The 18,621-nt window shown below is 41.5% G+C and carries 17 protein-coding genes; 2 read left to right on the top strand and 15 right to left on the bottom strand.

What is annotated here, in order from left to right; translation table 11 throughout:
• Nucleotides 1-116 precede the first annotated feature (116 nt).
• Entirely contained in the window at nt 117-926 is an 810-nt protein-coding gene (locus QNH28_RS26150; RefSeq protein WP_283909152.1) for a CPBP family intramembrane glutamic endopeptidase, read from the bottom strand.
• A gap of 193 nt (nt 927-1,119) precedes the next feature.
• On the opposite strand from QNH28_RS26150, the gene QNH28_RS26155 reads away from it, so the two are divergent.
• Complete coding sequence (locus tag QNH28_RS26155; RefSeq protein WP_156113190.1) at nt 1,120-1,290, top strand: hypothetical protein; 171 nt, start codon at nt 1,120-1,122, stop codon at nt 1,288-1,290.
• 63 nt (nt 1,291-1,353) lie between these two features.
• Here QNH28_RS26155 and QNH28_RS26160 read toward each other — a convergent pair whose 3' ends face one another.
• The 13 genes from QNH28_RS26160 to QNH28_RS26220 form a co-directional block, all read right to left on the bottom strand.
• Nucleotides 1,354-1,935: a dihydrofolate reductase family protein gene (locus QNH28_RS26160; RefSeq protein WP_283909153.1), complete on the bottom strand. Its 582-nt coding sequence runs from the start codon at nt 1,933-1,935 to the stop codon at nt 1,354-1,356.
• Between the two features lie 67 nt (nt 1,936-2,002).
• Nucleotides 2,003-3,001 carry a globin-coupled sensor protein gene (locus QNH28_RS26165; protein WP_283909154.1) on the bottom strand — a complete coding sequence of 333 codons (999 nt, stop codon included), beginning with the start codon at nt 2,999-3,001 and terminating at the stop codon, nt 2,003-2,005.
• Nucleotides 3,002-3,238: 237 nt separating this feature from the next.
• Nucleotides 3,239-3,862, bottom strand: coding sequence for an NAD(P)/FAD-dependent oxidoreductase (locus QNH28_RS26170; protein WP_283909155.1), 624 nt, complete (start codon nt 3,860-3,862; stop codon nt 3,239-3,241).
• Nucleotides 3,863-3,894: 32 nt separating this feature from the next.
• Nucleotides 3,895-6,327 carry a heavy metal translocating P-type ATPase gene (locus QNH28_RS26175; RefSeq protein ID WP_283909156.1) on the bottom strand — a complete coding sequence of 811 codons (2,433 nt, stop codon included), beginning with the start codon at nt 6,325-6,327 and terminating at the stop codon, nt 3,895-3,897.
• A 207-nt stretch (nt 6,328-6,534) separates the two neighbouring features.
• Nucleotides 6,535-6,864 (bottom strand): four-helix bundle copper-binding protein, encoded by a 330-nt coding sequence (locus QNH28_RS26180; RefSeq protein ID WP_283912272.1) that lies wholly within the window; start codon nt 6,862-6,864, stop codon nt 6,535-6,537.
• A gap of 105 nt (nt 6,865-6,969) precedes the next feature.
• On the bottom strand, nt 6,970-7,206 hold the full coding sequence (locus tag QNH28_RS26185; RefSeq protein WP_283909157.1) for a glutaredoxin family protein: 237 nt from the start codon (nt 7,204-7,206) through the stop codon (nt 6,970-6,972).
• Nucleotides 7,207-7,313: 107 nt separating this feature from the next.
• Nucleotides 7,314-7,634 carry a metal-sensitive transcriptional regulator gene (locus QNH28_RS26190; RefSeq protein WP_042131123.1) on the bottom strand — a complete coding sequence of 107 codons (321 nt, stop codon included), beginning with the start codon at nt 7,632-7,634 and terminating at the stop codon, nt 7,314-7,316.
• Between the two features lie 73 nt (nt 7,635-7,707).
• Nucleotides 7,708-8,718, bottom strand: coding sequence for a cation diffusion facilitator family transporter (locus QNH28_RS26195; RefSeq protein WP_283909158.1), 1,011 nt, complete (start codon nt 8,716-8,718; stop codon nt 7,708-7,710).
• Nucleotides 8,719-8,956: 238 nt separating this feature from the next.
• Nucleotides 8,957-9,673, bottom strand: coding sequence for a purine-nucleoside phosphorylase (gene deoD, locus QNH28_RS26200; protein ID WP_094874689.1), 717 nt, complete (start codon nt 9,671-9,673; stop codon nt 8,957-8,959).
• 115 nt (nt 9,674-9,788) lie between these two features.
• Nucleotides 9,789-10,610, bottom strand: coding sequence for a methyl-accepting chemotaxis protein (locus tag QNH28_RS26205; protein ID WP_283909159.1), 822 nt, complete (start codon nt 10,608-10,610; stop codon nt 9,789-9,791).
• 214 nt (nt 10,611-10,824) lie between these two features.
• Nucleotides 10,825-12,354 (bottom strand): alkyl hydroperoxide reductase subunit F, encoded by a 1,530-nt coding sequence (gene ahpF, locus QNH28_RS26210; protein WP_283909160.1) that lies wholly within the window; start codon nt 12,352-12,354, stop codon nt 10,825-10,827.
• 14 nt (nt 12,355-12,368) lie between these two features.
• Nucleotides 12,369-12,932: an alkyl hydroperoxide reductase subunit C gene (gene ahpC, locus QNH28_RS26215; protein ID WP_042192019.1), complete on the bottom strand. Its 564-nt coding sequence runs from the start codon at nt 12,930-12,932 to the stop codon at nt 12,369-12,371.
• A gap of 228 nt (nt 12,933-13,160) precedes the next feature.
• Nucleotides 13,161-14,039, bottom strand: coding sequence for an aminoglycoside phosphotransferase family protein (locus QNH28_RS26220; RefSeq protein WP_283909161.1), 879 nt, complete (start codon nt 14,037-14,039; stop codon nt 13,161-13,163).
• A 169-nt stretch (nt 14,040-14,208) separates the two neighbouring features.
• On the opposite strand from QNH28_RS26220, the gene QNH28_RS26225 reads away from it, so the two are divergent.
• On the top strand, nt 14,209-14,802 hold the full coding sequence (locus QNH28_RS26225) for a YdeI/OmpD-associated family protein (protein WP_283909162.1): 594 nt from the start codon (nt 14,209-14,211) through the stop codon (nt 14,800-14,802).
• 83 nt (nt 14,803-14,885) lie between these two features.
• On the opposite strand, the gene QNH28_RS26230 is transcribed toward QNH28_RS26225, so the two are convergent.
• Nucleotides 14,886-18,443 carry an alpha-amylase family glycosyl hydrolase gene (locus tag QNH28_RS26230; RefSeq protein ID WP_283909163.1) on the bottom strand — a complete coding sequence of 1,186 codons (3,558 nt, stop codon included), beginning with the start codon at nt 18,441-18,443 and terminating at the stop codon, nt 14,886-14,888.
• Nucleotides 18,444-18,621: the final 178 nt, after the last annotated feature.

Below are 18,621 nucleotides of genomic sequence, written 5' to 3' on the forward strand. Positions count from 1 at the left end.
AAAATTATACATATTTGTAATTCAGCTCATGTATCCTCTACCATTTTAAATGAATTCAATAGGGAATAATATACTTTTATGCATGATATTCCTTCGTTTATATACGAACGCATGTGTTATTGCGCTAAACTGATCGGCTGCCGTTTTATCCTGAGGTTTCGATTCAGAATCCAAACTGCTACAGCGCCATATAAAATCACCGGGACCCAACCACTCTCTCCAGCTAAATACTCCAGCATCGGTGATGAACTCGCAGTAATATTACGCAACACACTATCTACGGCATTATTAGTTCCATGCAAAAGCACTGCCGGCCATATGCTACCAGAAGTCAGACGCAGTTCATTAATAATGATTCCCGCAAATACAACGGATAAGGTAAACAGGGTCAGTACAAGCCAACGGTTCCCTGAAGAATGATAGGCACGTGGGCCGAGAATCGCTGGATAATGCCATATCGCCCATATAAAACCCATCGTTATGCTGGAACTAACTCTTCCCATCCATTGAAAACGCGGGAGCAGCCAGCCCCTCCAGCCTATTTCTTCACCCAATGCAGATAGGGAACCCAGAACAATATAAACGACCAAATATATAACCGTCTTGATCCATGAATCTGGAGGAATCAAGCTTGATACCCATCCTGCCCAATAGACCGCATATCCGGCTCCCAGTGAACATAAGGGAATGATCAAAGCCAATATGTATTCTTTCCTTCCTCTAAACTTGAAACCTAATCTTCTCCATCCCTCAGCACGATAACCATCTCGCACAATCAAGAACATCATGAGACATACTGCGAGTAACGGGGTACATCCGTACAGACCTTGTGCTGATTCGGGGAGTAGCAGCATCCCAAGCGCCATTGCCCACACGATAATAATAAAAAGAAGAGATTGTTTCTTGTCAGAGAGCAATATTCTCACCTACCTTTTTATAATATAAACACCTGTTTTTCCTATTTAATCCAATTCTACAATAGCACTAGGTACATTTCACCGAAAACAACTGCCGTTAAAACCGCAAATCTTTTGCGGTGGTGCGCCTCATCACCTCCTCGTCTGGCATAAAATTCAAACTACCTTCTCATACTATGGGGAGAATATGGAGGTGAATGTCATGCCAAAAAATAACGCCAGTCCCAAAGGTGAACCGGGCAAACATCAACCAAGTAAGAAAAACAACGCACAGAATAACAATAATTTTAATGAAGCAGCCCAGATGGTAAACATCGATAAAGCTGCAGATTATGTTCCCAGCTTAAACGGTGTCTCCAAAACCGACGTCTAAACCGCACTGCTAAACAAAAAAACACTCCTCAGAATATTCTGAAGGAGTGTTTCATTTCAAAGATTATATGCGATACGTTAAGCCTACTACACCGTTACTGTAAGCTTTTGAGTCCACAAGATGAAGTGGGACTGGATTCGTGATCTCGTCAAACAGACGCATTCCAGAGCCAACGACTACGGGACAGATATTAAGCCTAAGCTCATCTAACAATCCATTTTGTAATAGGGATCTGACTAATTTCGGACTACCAGGGATCTGAATGTTCTTTCCAGGCTGTTGCTTTAGCTTCATTATCTCCTCGAAGAGCTTGCCCTTGATCAGGCTCGCAGGTTGCCATTCGAGCATGTCCTCCGTAATCGTACTGGAGACCAGATATTTGCCAGAATGGTTCAGGAATCTTGCCATGGGTAGATCATCACTCTGATGCTGCCAGAACTGGGCTAACATCTTGTAAGTACGTGGTCCAAGCAGTACAGTATCCGCCTGTGCAACACCCGCAGCAATCGTCTCATTCATTTCATTGCTCCCCCACTTCTTAGGTGAGGCCTCAAGCGAGTCTACCACTCCATCCAGTGACATGAATAAACCTGCCACAATCTTCCTTGAAGTTCCTGCTTCTTGCGCATGATGATCTTTAGACACTGTTACCGCTCCTTGCACCAGAAATGAAGACCTAAAAATTGATCTGCAATATGTAGAGCTTGCATGTCTATTTCAAGTTTTCTAACTCGACGGTTACTTTCTCAATTAACTTCACGAAGGATGCTAATTCTTGGGAACCCTTCACCTGATCTCTAGAATACATGGAGTTGTGTTCCGAGTCTTTTTTCACCATGGACAGTGTGGAGTTGATATTATTCAGCTTCTCATCAATCGTTCCTAATGAATCTTTAGAGCGACGTGCTAACTTTCGAACTTCATTCGCAACGACTTCAAAGCCTCTCCCGTACTCCCCTGCTCTTGCCGCTTCAATGGCCGCATTTAAGCCCAAAAGATGCGTATGATCTGCCACTTCCCTAATCATTGTGCCCACTTGATGAATGGATTCAACCTCTTTGTCGAGATATAATACATTTTGATGTGTTTTCTCTTGATAATCAGCATTCTTACTAGCTAATTCCTCTATAGATTCACTGCTCTCTTTTAGTTGAACCATTAAGGATACTAACTCTTGAACAGCAGAACTAACACCTGTAAGCAAGTGGTTTTGCTTTTCCAATAAGTTTTCTATTTTTGCTTTTTCATCGACTTCGTAGGCTTCAAGTACCAACTGTGAATCCAAATTAAACATCTTGGTTAATGCATGAATGACGGGTTTCCACTCGGTCGGTAATATCCGTTCAAAATGAGCTGTAGCGAGATCCAAATATAATATATAAGTGCCCAAATACCAATTGGTTGTCAGACCAATACGCGAGTGAATTTTACCTATTAGCAGTCGTCTTTCAATAAATGCTTCATCAATCACACCCGAGGCCATGGATAAAAAATACCACTGTTGTGTTTCCTTCAATCGATCAAGTGTACTGTGCTGTTCAATGATATGAAGTAGCTCAGGTTCCTCTATCATCTGCTTATACAATTCATCTACAAGGGAGCTTACGATTTGCTTGAATTCTTTTTCCTTACTTTTCAATACATTTAAATCAGCCTCAGTAATCCCAATATAACTTACCTGCTGTTGTCGCTCTGAACTAAGATTGATCATAATTTGGTCAACTTCCCTCTCATTCTGTTTATATAATGATCATCGCATCTTCCATGCCATCCCCTATGGCATCTATTTATCTTGATAATAAAGGTATTATTTTTATAAATTCTACCACTTTATTTACTTAAATAGTTTATTAATTTTACAAACTTTGCATCTCGTACATTATTCTTTAATCACACTAAAAAGAGGAGCTCCTGTAAAGGAAGCCCCTCTTAAAATTATAACCTTACCCTACACTGCGACAACTTGTTGCAGTAATTCTATCGTCACCCGGTCAATGAACTTTCTGAATTTCTCTTTCCCTTTGGCGTTGGCCTTATAGTAGTTAATCAATGACAGAATCACTGGAATAAGTTGATCTTCACTTAGCCCTGATCTAAGGGATTGAGCGATTGAAGTCTTAAGCCCTTTTGGTTCTCCACCCACAAAAATCTCATAGGTATTACGCATTTTCACAACGCTAATGTCTTTCAACAGAGGCTCGCTGGTTCCGAGTGCACAGCCCGCATAACCAATCTTCAGTGGCATAGGTGTTTCAATCCCTGCTATAGACTGATTTAATTTCTGTGCAACTGCCAGACCTGCTTCCTCAGCCCCTTTACAAAAATTACAGGCAATCAGGCTTTTCGTGACAAAACCCGCTGGATATACTTCTAATCCTATACGCTCAAGTTGCTCTACAATCACTTCACGTTGTTCAAGAGGCACCTCCAAATAAAGCTGTTTAAAAGAAGTCATTTCAATTTTTGCATTCGTTCCTAGAATAGCTCCTATTGTAGCAAGCTGCTCTGGTGTAAACAGGCTTCCCCCCACTTGAATTGGAGGTGCAACTGCGATTTTCGTGATCTCTCCCATATCCTTATCTCCGTCCTCATTCCTCTAGTGATTTAGTTACGGATCTTCACACGTTGCAGACGAAGTGCATTAAGAACAACGGAAACCGAACTGAGAGCCATTGCCGCACCCGCTACCCACGGAGCCAAGAAACCAAGTGCTGCAATCGGAATGCCAAGTGAGTTGTAGCCAAGTGCCCAGAATAGATTTTGTTTAATATTAGTCATCGTTTTACGACTCATGTAGATAGCATCGGGAATACTGGATAGATCGCCTCGCATTAAAGTAACATCCGCAGCTTCCATAGCCACGTCCGTCCCGGTACCAATGGCCATCCCAATATCTGCAGTTGCGAGAGCTGGAGCATCATTAATACCATCGCCAACCATGGCTACTATCTTGCCTTGCGCTTGTAATTTTTTCACTTCCTCCGCTTTTCCTTCTGGAAGCACTTCAGCGCGTACATGGTCAATGCCAACTTGAGCTGCGATCGCCTTTGCCGTACGTTCGTTATCTCCGGTAATCATAATGACCTGGATTCCCATTCCTTTCAAGCGACTGACAGCAGCCTGAGAGGTTTCTTTAATGGTGTCCGCAACAGCTACCATACCCACGTACCCTTTATTTATAGCCACAAGCATTGCTGTTTTACCGGATTCTTCTAAAGTAGACATGATGTTATAAGCATGACTTGCCTCTACACCGTATTTGTCCATGAGACGCCGAGTACCAATTAACAGCTCTTTGCCTTCCACGACAGCCTTGATTCCAAAACCCGGTATGGCTTCAAAAGATTCTGTCCCTGGCAATTCAATATTTCTTTCCAAGATGCCTGCGACAATAGCTTCTGCAAGTGGATGCTCTGAATTCTTCTCAGCTGCACCCACCAGTCTAAGAAATTCTGTCTCGTTGCCTTCGACCAAAATATCGGTAAGCTCAGGTTTTCCCTTTGTTACTGTACCTGTTTTATCTAAGATAATCGTATCAATTTTATGTGTTTGCTCTAAATGCTCTCCGCCTTTGAACAGGATTCCCAGTTCAGCTGCACGTCCGGAACCAGCCATAATGGAGGTTGGCGTAGCCAGACCCAAAGCACAAGGGCAAGCGATAACCAGAATGGCGATTGCTTTTTCCAAAGCTCCTGCAAAATCACCCGGTGTTACGATAAAGTACCACACTAAGAATGCAATAACGGCAATCCCAACAACGATTGGAACGAAGATACCGGAGATGACATCAGCGACCCGTTGAATCGGAGCTTTTGAACCTTGCGCTTCTTCTACCACTTTGATGATCTGCGCAAGAGCAGTTTCCTTACCTACTTTTGTTGCCTTAATTCGAAGCATACCGTTTTTATTAATTGTCGCTCCAATAACGGAATCTCCGGCTTTCTTTTCAACAGGGAGGCTTTCTCCGGTCAGCATGGATTCATCTATCGAAGAGATCCCTTCGAGAACTTCACCATCCACAGGTACTTTATTCCCTGGACGAACAAGTACTATATCACCAGTAATAACTTCCTCTACAGGAATGCTTAATTCTTCACCGTCGCGGACAACTAAAGCTGTCTTGGCCTGCAAGCCCATCAAGGATTTAATAGCTTCTGATGTCCGTCCTTTTGCCAAGGATTCGAACAATTTACCCATTAGAACCAGCGTAATCAATACTGCACTTGTTTCATAATACATTTCTGGTCCATGATGCGCGCTCCCGCCATTGACAGCCCAAACGATTGTTAAGTACAGGCTGTAAAAAAACGCCGCCGAGGTCCCGAGTGAAACTAGAACATCCATGTTCGCACTGCCGTTACGTAGCGCTTTATAAGCACCGATGTAAAATTGTTTACCGATATAAAATTGAACCGGCGTTGCCAAAATCAATTGGAACCATGGGTTCATAAAAAGATCAGGCAGCCATATCCACGAAGTGAATGAAAAGTGGCTTACCATCGCCCATAGCAGCGGAAACGATAGAATCGCGGAGATCAGAAGCTTACGCTTTTGCTTGGATAAATCTTGTTGTCGCTGTTCTGCTGGGTCACCTTGCTCTTGTTTGGGAACAGCCTTGTATCCAAGCTTCTCTACCCGCTTCTGCATGTCAGATACAGAAACTTCAACGGGATTATATTCGACATGTGCTGTTTCCATCGCAAAGTTCACATTGGCAGTGCTTACGCCAGGCAGCTTATTCAGAGTCTTTTCAATTTTCAGCGCACAAGCAGCGCATGTCATACCTACAAGCTGTAAATCTACAGCTTCTTTAGCTGTGCTATACCCAAGCTTCTGAATACTTGCTTCCATCTTACTTACGTCCACTATGTTCGGATCATAAGTCACTGTGGCCCTTTCCATTGCAAAGTTTACGTTGGCTTCTGTTACACCTTCTAACTTGTTCAAGCCTTTTTCTATGCGGTTTGCACAAGCAGCACAAGTCATCCCTGTGATTTGTAATGAAGTTTGTGATTGTCCCGCCGCAGCAGTTGTCATTATATAAACACCTCTTCCACTTTTGTGATGATTTCCATTGTTTGCATCATCCTCTTCTTGATGTTAGTATACCCCCCTACCCTATATTATGTCAAGCGACAAGCTATACACCAAAACACCTAAAAAGGAGCCCTCTCAGTAACAGAAATCCTGTTTCTGAGAAAACTCCTTCATGAATCCATCCTCTCTGAAGAGAGTCCTACTAAGTTAAGCGGCCATTTCACGGCAAATTTTTGCACAAGCGAAACATGCTTCTGCACATTGCTGGCAATGATCATGGTCATGTTTTTTACATTCGTTGCCGCAGGCTTCACAAGCCTCAGCACAAGCCAAACATAAGGCTTTGGCATATCTACTGTTCATCGACAGGGCATGTGCAGTGAATCCGCATATTTCTGCACATTCACGATCCAGGCGAATGCACTCCTTCATCATTCCAACATGATCTTCTTCCAAGCAAGATGAGTAACAGTGATTACAAGCCACCATACATTTTAAACATTCTTCAATACATTCTTTGTAGTTTTGATGTGACATCATAAAAGCTCCTCTCAAGATGTAGTTTAGTATAGTCCCTTACACTATATACACCCAATCGTGAGCTAACTTATCATGCTCAGAGAAATAGTCCGGAACTAAACATTAGACAAGCAGCTGTTTCTCAATTTCTTGACGATTGAACACAAATCCGAAGAAAACCTGATTGTTAATGAAAATGGTAGGAACCAGCCTTTTTCCAGTTCGATTAAATAGCGTATCTGCATGTTCAGGATGATCTGCAATATTAAATTCATTAAATGGAATATGATGCTCACTTAAGAACTTTTTAAAATTTCTGCAATCCTCACAAGTCGGTGTTGTAAATACCTCTACATTCATATGGGTCGTCCTCCTTCAGTATATTTTCTAACAGTATTAGTATACCCCCCTATACTATAGATGAATCTAAATAAAAAAGGATTCCTACGAATCCTTTCTATTATCAATTATTTTATTAATTTGTTGATGGTAATTAATAACTCATCTAACACTTCATTTTCACCATCTTGAATTCGTTCCACGACACAGCTCTTCATATGATGCTCTAGCAAAAGCTTTCCTACGCCGTTCAAAGCAGATTGGACCGAAGAGATTTGATGCAGCACATCATCACAATAGGTGTCCTTCTCAATTAATCCCTTTAGCCCTCTTACTTGTCCTTCAATTCTATTGAGTCGGCTAACCAGGTTTTTTTTAGTCTTCTCAGAGTGATGACTTTTTCGTTCACCCGTGCTACATGATTCGTGCTCGTGCGTATGATCTTCCATGCACCAATCACTCCTTTCCATATAGTTTTATTATACTATAGCCCTCCTAATCTATTCAAAATATAAAATATAATTAGACTTTCATCACTTCATGGGATATCACCGATGTCTCAATTTGAATAGTAGTATGCTGGATTTTGAAGCGTTCCGCTATTAACTGAATAGCTTGCTGCAAAATACGTTGATCATCTTCCTGATCTCTGATTAAGAGATGGCAGCTTAGTGAATCAAGACCCGAGGTAATCGTCCAAATATGAAGATCATGAACATTTATAACGCCCTCGATATTTTCTAGAACTGCCTTCACCTCAGATGGATTCACTGTAATCGGTGTACCTTCCATAAGAACATGAACGGTATGTTTGATGATTCCCCAAGCGCCTCTAAGAATTAACAGAGCAACTAGTACACTTATAATCGGGTCGGCAATATACCAGCCAAAAATCATCATAACTAAACCTGCAACAATAGCCCCTACCGAGCCCAAAGCATCGCCAAGCACATGAAGATAAGCGCTGCGAAGGTTAATGTTATTCTTTACATCGCCTTTTCTCATAAGAGACCAAGCACTAGCAACATTGGCTAAAAGACCTATACATGCGATCAGCATCATAGAACCACTTGCAACCGTAGGCGGCTCGAAGAATCGGCCATAAGCTTCCACGATGATAAAACCAGCAACTACAAATAAGGTGACCCCGTTCAAGAGTGCCGCTAGAATTTCAAACCGATGAAATCCATACGTTTTATTGGGTGATGCAGGTTTAGTTGCAAACCAGACCGCTACTAGGCTTAATGCTAAGGAGCTTGCATCGTTTAGCATATGCCCACTATCCGATAGCAGCGCTAAGCTGTTAGTGACCAGTCCGCCAAAAAACTCCAAAAACATAATTCCTACTGTAATTATTAATGCAATCATTAATCCTTTTTTGTTTCCGCTAGGATCAAAATGATGATGACCATGAGGTCCATGGGAATGATCGTGTCCTGCATGAGAATGATTGTGATCGCTGTGATCGTGATCGGAGTGTTGCCCGTCTACATGCTCGATCTGATGATTGTGATTATTCTTCTTGTTCTTCATGATTTACCTCCTATTTACCTACAGCAAGATAGTATTTGTATGCGCGCGCAGTGGTATTCAAAAGCTCAAGATCATAATAACATATGAACAAGTGCTCATACGTTATTATGATCTGGATTTTTCTTCTTGTCAATAACGAACCTAAGGGGTATAGCCTCTTTAATCTTGAAAACACAAAAAAACATCTTTATACAATTTCTGTATAAAGATGTTTTAGTTTATCTTTCACTTCTTATTCTTAAAGAGAAATCGCTGCTTCTAATGCAACTTCCATCATGCTGTTGAAAGAATTTTGTCTTTCTTCTGCCGTGGTTACCGCATGAGTAACTAATGAATCCGAAATGGTAAGAATACATGCTGCTTGTTTACCTAATACCTTCGCATTATGGAACAATGCATAGCTCTCCATTTCTACACATACACAGCCATGCTCATTGTAAAATTCATTGTGACCAGGCACGTTGTCTTCATGGTAGAATACATCACTGGAATGAATTCTTGCAGTTAAAATTGGCTTGTTAATACGCTTAGCCGCTTCTTCAATGACTTCGTTCAATTCTTTACTTGGCAGCTGCACGTCACCTTCCACACCACTTTGCACATAGGCGTATGTAGATTCACTCCACGCACTATCTGCCAGTACCACATCAAATAAATTCAATTTATCTGTGTAGGCACCTGCGCTACCGATGCGGATGATGTTTTCCACACCATAATTTTTGTATAGTTCATAAGAATAAATACCGATACTTGGCATTCCCATTCCCGAACCCATTACTGACACTTCTTTACCTTTGTAAGTGCCTGTATATCCAAACATATTCCGTACCGTATTAAATTGGGTTGGGTTCTCCAAATAGGTTTCTGCGATATACTTCGCTCTTAACGGATCTCCTGGCATTAATACTGTTTTGGCGATTTCACCATTTTGTGCTGCATTGTGCGGCGTTGACATAATTTATTCCTCCTAAGTTTGTTACTCAACTACTATCTTACTATACCATTCATGAATTTAAATATACGTTTAAAATATTCTTTTGTTTCAACAAAAAAAAGAACTGATTCTCTTGCTATAATTTATTCGCAAACTCGTTAAGTTTTTGGGACATTAATTTTATTTCTTCAATAAATGCAGAGGTATGCTGAACAGATGCAGCCTGTTCTTGTCCGATAGCCGCTATCTTCTCTATCGAATTAGCCATTTGGTTCGTAATCCCCTTAATCTGTAGCATGGTTTCATTTATGTTTTGAGTTGAAGAAACGGTTTCCCGTGAAAATTTCCGAATCTCCTTAGCCACGACTTCAAATCCTCTTCCCTTCTCACCTGCATGAGCCGCTTCTATGGCTGCATTCAGCCCGAGTAAATTCGTTTGGTCAGCAACCTTTTTAATAATCGATAGGACCTCTGTAGTATTCTCCACATCTCTACCAGCTTGTTGGGATTGAATAAGTAGTTGCTGAGAGTAATCCGCAAGTGAATTAGACCCATACGAAATATTATTGATTTGCTCATTAGCTTGGGTCAGTGATTCTGAGATCTGCTCTACAATAGCCTTTAATTCACTTTGTCTGCGAATCTGAACTGCAATCCCGCCAATGACCTGACCGTTTTGATCGTGAAGAGGTGTCGCTGTACCCGTAAACTCGAATCCATAGAAGCTGGCCGGAACATCGGACTTTAATGCTTGATTCTCTCGTATAGCTATGTAAAGCGGTTCTTCTTTGTTTAACAGTTGTCCTTCGCTAATGTTTAAATTAATGGTATCGCCAGGAAAATAAGCAACAAACCTTTCCAAATCACATATAGCTATGGATAAATCAGCCGGAATAGATAGTTTTATAATAGGTATAATCGCGATAAATTTGTCTAAAGATTCAATATTATTAATCACAGAAATATAGTCTCCATTCTAGCAAAAGGTTTTTCCAATCGTGCTATATTCTCAATTTTGCTTAATTCATATTTGAAATATGTATTCGAGAAATTCTCATAAAATCCTCCAAAAAAGTTTACAACTCCCCTTTTTTCTCTCACAACATACGGATAACATACAAAAAAAGCCCCCACTTTATGAGTGAGGGCTTTCGTCTCTTGCTTATATTCGATTAGTTGCGGATCAGATAATCAAATGCACCTAAAGCTGCAGTTGCACCAGATCCCATCGAAATGATGATTTGTTTATAAGCACTATTAGTGCAATCGCCAGCAGCAAATACTCCTGGTACGTTGGTAGCGCCATGGCTATCTACAACGATCTCGCCTACGCGAGTACGTTCAACCATGTCACCTAACCAATCTGTGTTTGGAACCAGACCGATCTGTACAAATACACCCTGCAATTCGATATGGTGAGTTTCTTCTGTCGCACGATCGATATAAGAAATACCATCTACCTTATCCGTTCCGGTAATTTCTTTCGTTTGTACGTTTTTAAGCACAGTAACGTTAGGTAGGCTATAGAGACGGTCTTGTAGTACAGCATCCGCTTTGAGCTCTGGAGCAAATTCCAGAACCGTTACGTGCTTCACTATACCTGCAAGGTCAATAGCCGCTTCAATCCCTGAATTACCGCCGCCGACAACGGCAACATCTTTGCCTGCAAATAAAGGACCATCACAGTGTGGGCAGTAGGCTACGCCTTTATTCTTGAATTCAGCTTCACCAGGCACACCCATATTACGCCAACGAGCACCTGTCGACAGAATGACCGTCTTACTCTTTAGAACAGCACCGTTCTCGAGTTCAACTTCAATTAAATCATTCTTATCTAAACGTGTGGCACGTTGTAGCTTCATCACATCAATGCCATACTCTTTCACTTGCTCTTCGAGTTTAGCCACTAGCTGAGGACCTTCAATGTAATTTACACTGATAAAGTTCTCAATGCCAAGTGTGTCGTTGACCTGTCCGCCTAAGCGTTCAGCGACAATCCCTGTGCGAATTCCTTTACGTGCCGCATAAATCGCTGCACTTGCACCTGCTGGGCCACCGCCAACAACAAGTACATCATATGGAGCTTTATTGTCAAACTCTGATGCGTCCACAGTACTACCCATTTTAGCTAGAATCTCTTCAACCGTCATACGACCGCTTTCGAAAAATTCACCATTAAGGTAGACGCTTGGAACAGACATAATTTCTTTGCGCTCTACCTCTTCTTTGAATACTCCGCCGTCAATCATTGTATGAGTAATACCAGGATTGAAGATACTCATTAGGTTCAGTGCTTGTACAACATCAGGGCAATTATGGCAGCTTAGGCTGACATAAGTTTCAAACTTATATTCGCCACTAATGCTTTTGATCTGATCAATAACACTTTGCTCAACCTTGGGCGCTCTTCCGCTAACTTGCAATAGAGCCAACACTAATGAAGTAAACTCATGTCCTAGCGGAGTTCCAGCAAAGGTTACGCCTGTATCTTCCCCCACACGATTTACGCTAAAGCTTGGGGTTCTAGGCAGTTCGGTTTTTTCTACCGTAATCCTAGCTGACATTTTGGCAATTTCATCAACCAGCGCTTCCATCTCTTGAGATGCTTCGTCAGAGCCTGCACTGATTTTCAGTACTACGTCGCCTTCCAAGAGTTCTAGGTATTGAGCTAGTTGAGCTTTTATTTCTTGATCTAATTTCATTTAGCTTTCGCTCCTTAAATCTTACCTACAAGATCGAGACTTGGTTTAAGAGTTTCTGCACCTTCGGACCATTTCGCTGGGCAAACTTCACCTGGATGATTGCGTACATATTGTGCTGCTTTGATTTTGTTAACAAGTGCACTTGCATCGCGACCAATACCACCAGCGTTAATTTCAACGGTTTGGATAATTCCGTCTGGATCAATGATGAATGTTCCACGATCAGCAAGACCGTCAGCTTCGATCAGAACATCAAAGTTACGGGAAATCACATGAGAAGGATCGCCGATCATGATATATTTTACTTTGCCAATCGCTGCGGAGCTTTCATGCCATGCTTTATGTGTAAAGTGAGTATCTGTGGAAACGGAATATACTTCAACACCCAGTTGTTTCAGGGTTTCATATTGGTTTTGCAGATCTTCAAGTTCAGTTGGGCATACGAATGTAAAGTCAGCTGGGTAGAAGCAAACTACACTCCATTTACCTTTAAAGTTTTCTTCTGATACATCGATGAATTTCCCATCTTGAAATGCGCTTGCTTTGAATGGTAGGACTTCTGTTCCGATAAGTGACATATTATTTAAATCTCCTTTAAGTTTTATTTTTGTGGATTCAATATTCAAATCTGCAAACATCACATATCTGAATACTATTTGTAATTATTATAATTAACCAAATTAAGGCCTGTCAAGTTATTTATAATAATTCTAATATGATAATCGTTGTCAGTCGCTAAATGTTCATAAATTATCATACTTATGAACTAGTATGGGTTAGTTTACATGTTTTATGTAGGGCAATTTCTACAATTCGAAGTCATCTGCTATTAGGTTGATAATATTTAAAGATTCTCTCACTACCTTTAGGTTAGAATATCGATTTCCATTATATGTGATTAATGCTTTCCATAAAGCCCATCCTCTTGCTCTATTCCAAGTCTCTTCATCCATCTGTAATACATCCTTGAATACCTTTCTACTCTCCTCATCAAAAAAGGTCCATGCCATTGCCGCATCACAAGCAGGATCGCCTACACCCAAGATTCCGAAATCAATGACTGCACACAGTTTTCCATCTTTGACTAGTAAATTCCCTGGCGCAATATCTCCATGAACCCAAACCGGCTTGGAATTCCATTTAGAATCTAATGCCAGTTCCCAGATTTCTCTCAATAGATCTTCTTTAAAAATATCTTTATTATGCTCAATCGCATGCCTAGACTCTTCATTATAAATAGCTAAAGATCCGCCTCTATAGAAATTATGCTCTCCAGCTATAGGTCCTCCACTAACATCAATAGATTGTAATTCTATTAAAAATGCCCCCAAATCTCTTGCAAACTGATTAAGATCATTAATATTTTGGGTCGTTAATGTCTCACCTTCTACCCACTTATTAATAGACCAAGGCCATGGATATTCTTCGTTAGGTTTCCCCTTCGCTAATGGCGTTGAAATAGGCAACGTGAGTTCTTGATCTAATATGGGCAACCACCGCTGCTCTTTCTCCACTTGTGGAACATAAGCTGCTGCACTTGGTAACCTCACGCTCATATGCTCGCCTAAATGAAACGTTCGATTATCATTCCCACTGCATTTTACAGGTCTAATCTCTAAATCCGACCACGCAGGAAATTGTCCATTGATTAATCTTGCAACTAAATCGACGGTAATTGTATTCATAAGTACCTCTCTAACATAAGTTTTACTAGCCATTTCCATAAGAGACATCTAATATTATGTTAGCTTTACTAGTGTCTGTATGCAAACTATGCAATTAGATCGGCACAAAAGGGACAAGCTATGTAAGTAGACAGCATAATATGATTACGAGGAAGAAGGGTGTTCCTTAATGACAAATAGCAAAACCAATGCTAAGGTAGATGGATTTCTAAGGAAAGTAAAACAGTGGCAGGAAGAATACGAGACGTTGAGAAAGATCGTTCTTGACTGTGAGTTGACCGAAGATTTTAAGTGGATGCATCCTTGTTATACGTTTGAGAACAAAAACATTGTCTTAATTCATGGATTTAAAGAATATATTGCGCTGCTGTTTCATAAAGGTGTCTTATTAAAGGATACCCATGGAATTCTGATTCAACAAACGGAGAATGTACAAGCCGCACGCCAGATCCGATTCACCAACGTTCAAGAGATCCTTGAAAAAGAAAGCATCATAAAAGACTACATTTATGAAGCCATCGAGGTTGAAAAAGCTGGTTTGGAAGTGGAATTTAAAAAGAATACAGATTACATCATTCCTGATGAATTTCAAAATAAACTCGATGAAATGCCTGCGTTGAAAACTGCTTTTGAAGCCTTGACGCCAGGACGGCAAAGAGCATACCTTCATCATTTTTCTGAACCCAAGCAATCCAAAACTCGAGTGTCTAGGGTTGAAAAATGGATGCCGCAAATTCTGGATGGAAAAGGATTAAATGATTAAGTTGTATATGAAGAAGCAACCTAAGCACGGTGAAATATCCGAACTAAGGTTGCTTCTTCTTTTTTACTAAGACAGACTTTATTCTACTTCAGGTAGGTTCCGGTTACTCCAATTCCACCGCTACCATTCAATACATAGACTCTCGCATTTCCTTTCCCAGAGCATATCAGAGTGATTGTACCGTTCGTAACGTTTTTGGTATCGCCAGTCACCGCATCTACGTAGGTTCCGTTCGGAATTCCGGTAAATGTCGCATTTCCTGAGATCGTAACTAATGCAAAGCTATCAATACCTTTCGCGCTGTCGGTATATCTTCTTTTAAATGCCAAATTACCTGATACATTTTCCGTAGAATATTGGCCTTTTTGCAAGGCTGGAACAGCTCTTCTGATTAAATTGAGTTGTCTGATATGTTTTGCCAAAGGATAGTTCAATGAATCGGCAAGTGTGCCGGTAGCATTTGTATATTTACCGTAGTCCTGAACCGTAACGCTACCTTCAATTTGATCTCCAAAGTAAGCACGCCCTGTTGAGCTAAGTGGTGCATTTGGTCCTACATCGATGACTGATCCTTTTTTAAACTCGATTTCAGAACCATAATAGATCGCAGGTATTCCCCGGAAGGTGAACATCAGCGAGAGATTCTCAGCCCAAGTGTCTTGTGTCCCTGCAAATCGTTGATTCTCTGGGGCTTGGTCAGGTGCATAGTCATGAGAGTCAACATAAGTTACATTCCAGGTAGCGTCGTTATAGTATTGATCACCGCTCTTCATACTGAATGCTTCTTGTGCAGTCTTGAACGCCCAATGCATTGGAAAATCAATGACATCCATACCGGATTTCATTGAAGAGTCAGGCGCGTGATAATTATTGCCTATTAAAAAAGCATTGTTCGAGGTTGGCTGCCCTGCTGTAGTAGAGTTATCTGCCCACTCTTGTTCCACAGACAGCTTGTTGGAAGCGTAGTCATTTTGTCCATCACCCGGATAGGCTTTCGAGCTTTTCCATGTATAGAATGGGGTCGATATTGCCGGAATTCCACTGTTCCATACATCTCTATACCGAGTAGCCACCTCACCAAAGACAAAGAAGTTTGAGCCCCCTCTTGTTTTCCAAGCAGGAACAAAGTATTTGTTAAAAATATACCTACTCACATGCTTCACAGTATCGACCCGGAAAGCATCAACACCCATATCAATATACTGATTATAGCTGTCAATTAGATACTGATTCACTACAGGATTTTCCGTGTTCAAGTCTACGGCGTCTCCTGCAATCTGTCCTGTCTGTACGGTGTAAGATTCCCAGGAAAGACTTTTTTCGGTATGGTACATGTTATTGTTGGTTTCCGCATTTTTCATGATTGCGAGTCTGGCCTGATATTGCTGATCAGGGGTCATCGTATCATAGTTAGCTGGCAGCTTATCCGTAATTTTGATCATGTTATTAACGGTGTCCGCTGCAGTTGGATCTTTCTTGAACAGTGGTAACAGGTTCTCTTCCCCAAAATTACCGGTATGATTCACGACAACATCCTGAATAACCTTTATCCCTTTGGCATGAGCTGCATTAATCAATTCTTGATAAGAGGCCCCCGCTGATTCATACCTTGGATCTACTTTAGAAAAATTAATTGCATGGTAGCCATGATAATCATACCCGCTGGCATTCTGCACCACTGGCGTAATCCAAATGGCACTGAATCCGAGCGCTTTGATGTAATCGAGCTTTTGAATCAATCCCTTAAAGTCACCTCTCCAAGCTGGGTCTGAATCCGGATTTCCTGCTTTAGCATCCTCCCATGAATGTACATTGTTACTCGGATCACCATCATAGAATCGTGAAGTAATCACGAAATAAATGGTGTCTTCACGGAAATCGCCTTTATTTCCAATCGTGTAGATAAAGCTCTGTTTCGTTTCAATTCCGGCACCGTCGACCACCAGGAACTTCAGTGTCGTCGTCTTATTAATAAGAATGGACGGTCCCGCCAGAGCAGTTAAAGCATTGCCCGAGATATAGACATTTGAATTAGTAGTTGGTTCCGTACCATTATTTGTGTAATATGCGGTGGTCGTTGCCGCTTTGTTATCTTTTATATTAAAAGAGACGGTAACCGCAGAGCTTGAATTCCCAACAGGTAAATTCGCTGTTATGGTTGGGGCTTGCAGGTCGAGATTCAGGTCGATGACATAAGCAAAGGTGCCTACACTGCCTGCTTGACCTAAGGAGTTAACACCAAAAGCCTTGATAGTCGTAGTAGAAACTACTTGGATTGGAGTGGTATACAAGGTAGAGGATGTCGTAGGTGTCGAACCGTCTGTCGTATAATAGATTTTATCGCTGCTATTGAGACTGGAAAGCTTCACGGTTTGAGCAGCATCATATGTCTTCGGCGTAGGAGAGACTGAAATCACAGGGATCTTCGGAATTTCTGGATTAGCGTCATACCACACATTATCCGAGGAATACCAGCCCTCTTTTACACTGCGGGACAAGTCGGCGGTCTGTTTGCCGTTGCCATCATTAAAGATAAGGCTTGTGCCGGTGGCGTTGGCAATAGTATAGCTGTACCAGTCGTTTCCGTCCGATTTCATCAGAATTCCCGGCCAAGCTCCGCTTGTCGGAACCGTTGTGGGACTCAGATTCCAGTAATGGATTCGGATCGATGAACTCCAGTTTGCTGGTTTCTTAAAATGAACCGTTAAGCCAGACGAAATTGGTGTTGGTGTTGGTGTAGGAGTCACTGTTGGTGTTGGTGTAGGAGTCACTGTTGGTGTTGGTGTAGGAGTCACTGTTGGTGTTGGTGTAGGAGTTACGGTTGGTGTTGGTGTAGGAGTCACTGTTGGTGTTGGTGTAGGAGTCACTGTTGGCGTTGGTGTAGCGGTTGGTGTTGGCGTAGGAGTAGCTGTTGGTGTTGCCGTAGCTGAAAGAGTTACATAGTCTATATTGATATTCCCAGTATCATCCGAGTCATATTTGTAGGCGATTGTATTATTCCCAGCCTGTAGGGAGAGCGTTTCTGTTTGGTCACTCCATGTATCCCAGTTTGCCAAATTCGCTAAAGTGGTCTGCTTTACCTTAGCTCCATTCACATAAATGGAAACTTGCTTGGCACTGCCAGTCGCATTGGCATAGCGAAGTGTGGCATTATAGGCACCTGCAGCGGAAGACTGAATATTGAAGGTGGTTGTTGCTCCGGTGGTTGTGTATCCATCAACAAAACCGGTGCCAGTATATCCGGTGTGATTCGTATTTATTTTTGCGCCACCTGACAAGGCTGCGCTCTCAGCTTCATACTTCCCAGCAACCGGAATAACTACCGTCCAGTTTTTCCCTCCATTGCTGTCCCAGCTATCCGTCGGGGCTGTGATGTGATAACAATAAATGAGTGTTGCGCCCTCCTGAACATTGAGGTTGGCCGTAAACGTGGTCCCACTTTTAGACATGACTGTGTCCGTAGTATTCGTCCAATTATTCGTGGTCCAATGTAGTGTTACTGCTGATGCTGTAGAGTTCGTATAGGAGACTGTATAATCAGTGTTGCTGGCTGAAGCCCCGCCGGATAAACCGAATAAACTAAAAATAAGCGAAAAAATGATCAACCAAGAAACAAACCGCCTAGATTGTTTTCGTACCAAGTAAATAACCTCCTCATTAATTTTAAGTGCAAATCACGTTGTGCAAACGTTTGCAGAAATGAGAAAAAAAGAAACAATCTAACTTATCCAATCTCCTCCTTCTTAGAAAACATGGAAAAACCTCATTGTATGCGTTTACAAATAGAACTATTGAGAAATCCTCAGGTTACAGATAGCT

The organism is Paenibacillus sp. G2S3, from assembly GCF_030123105.1.
GTDB lineage: Bacteria > Bacillota > Bacilli > Paenibacillales > Paenibacillaceae > Paenibacillus_AQ.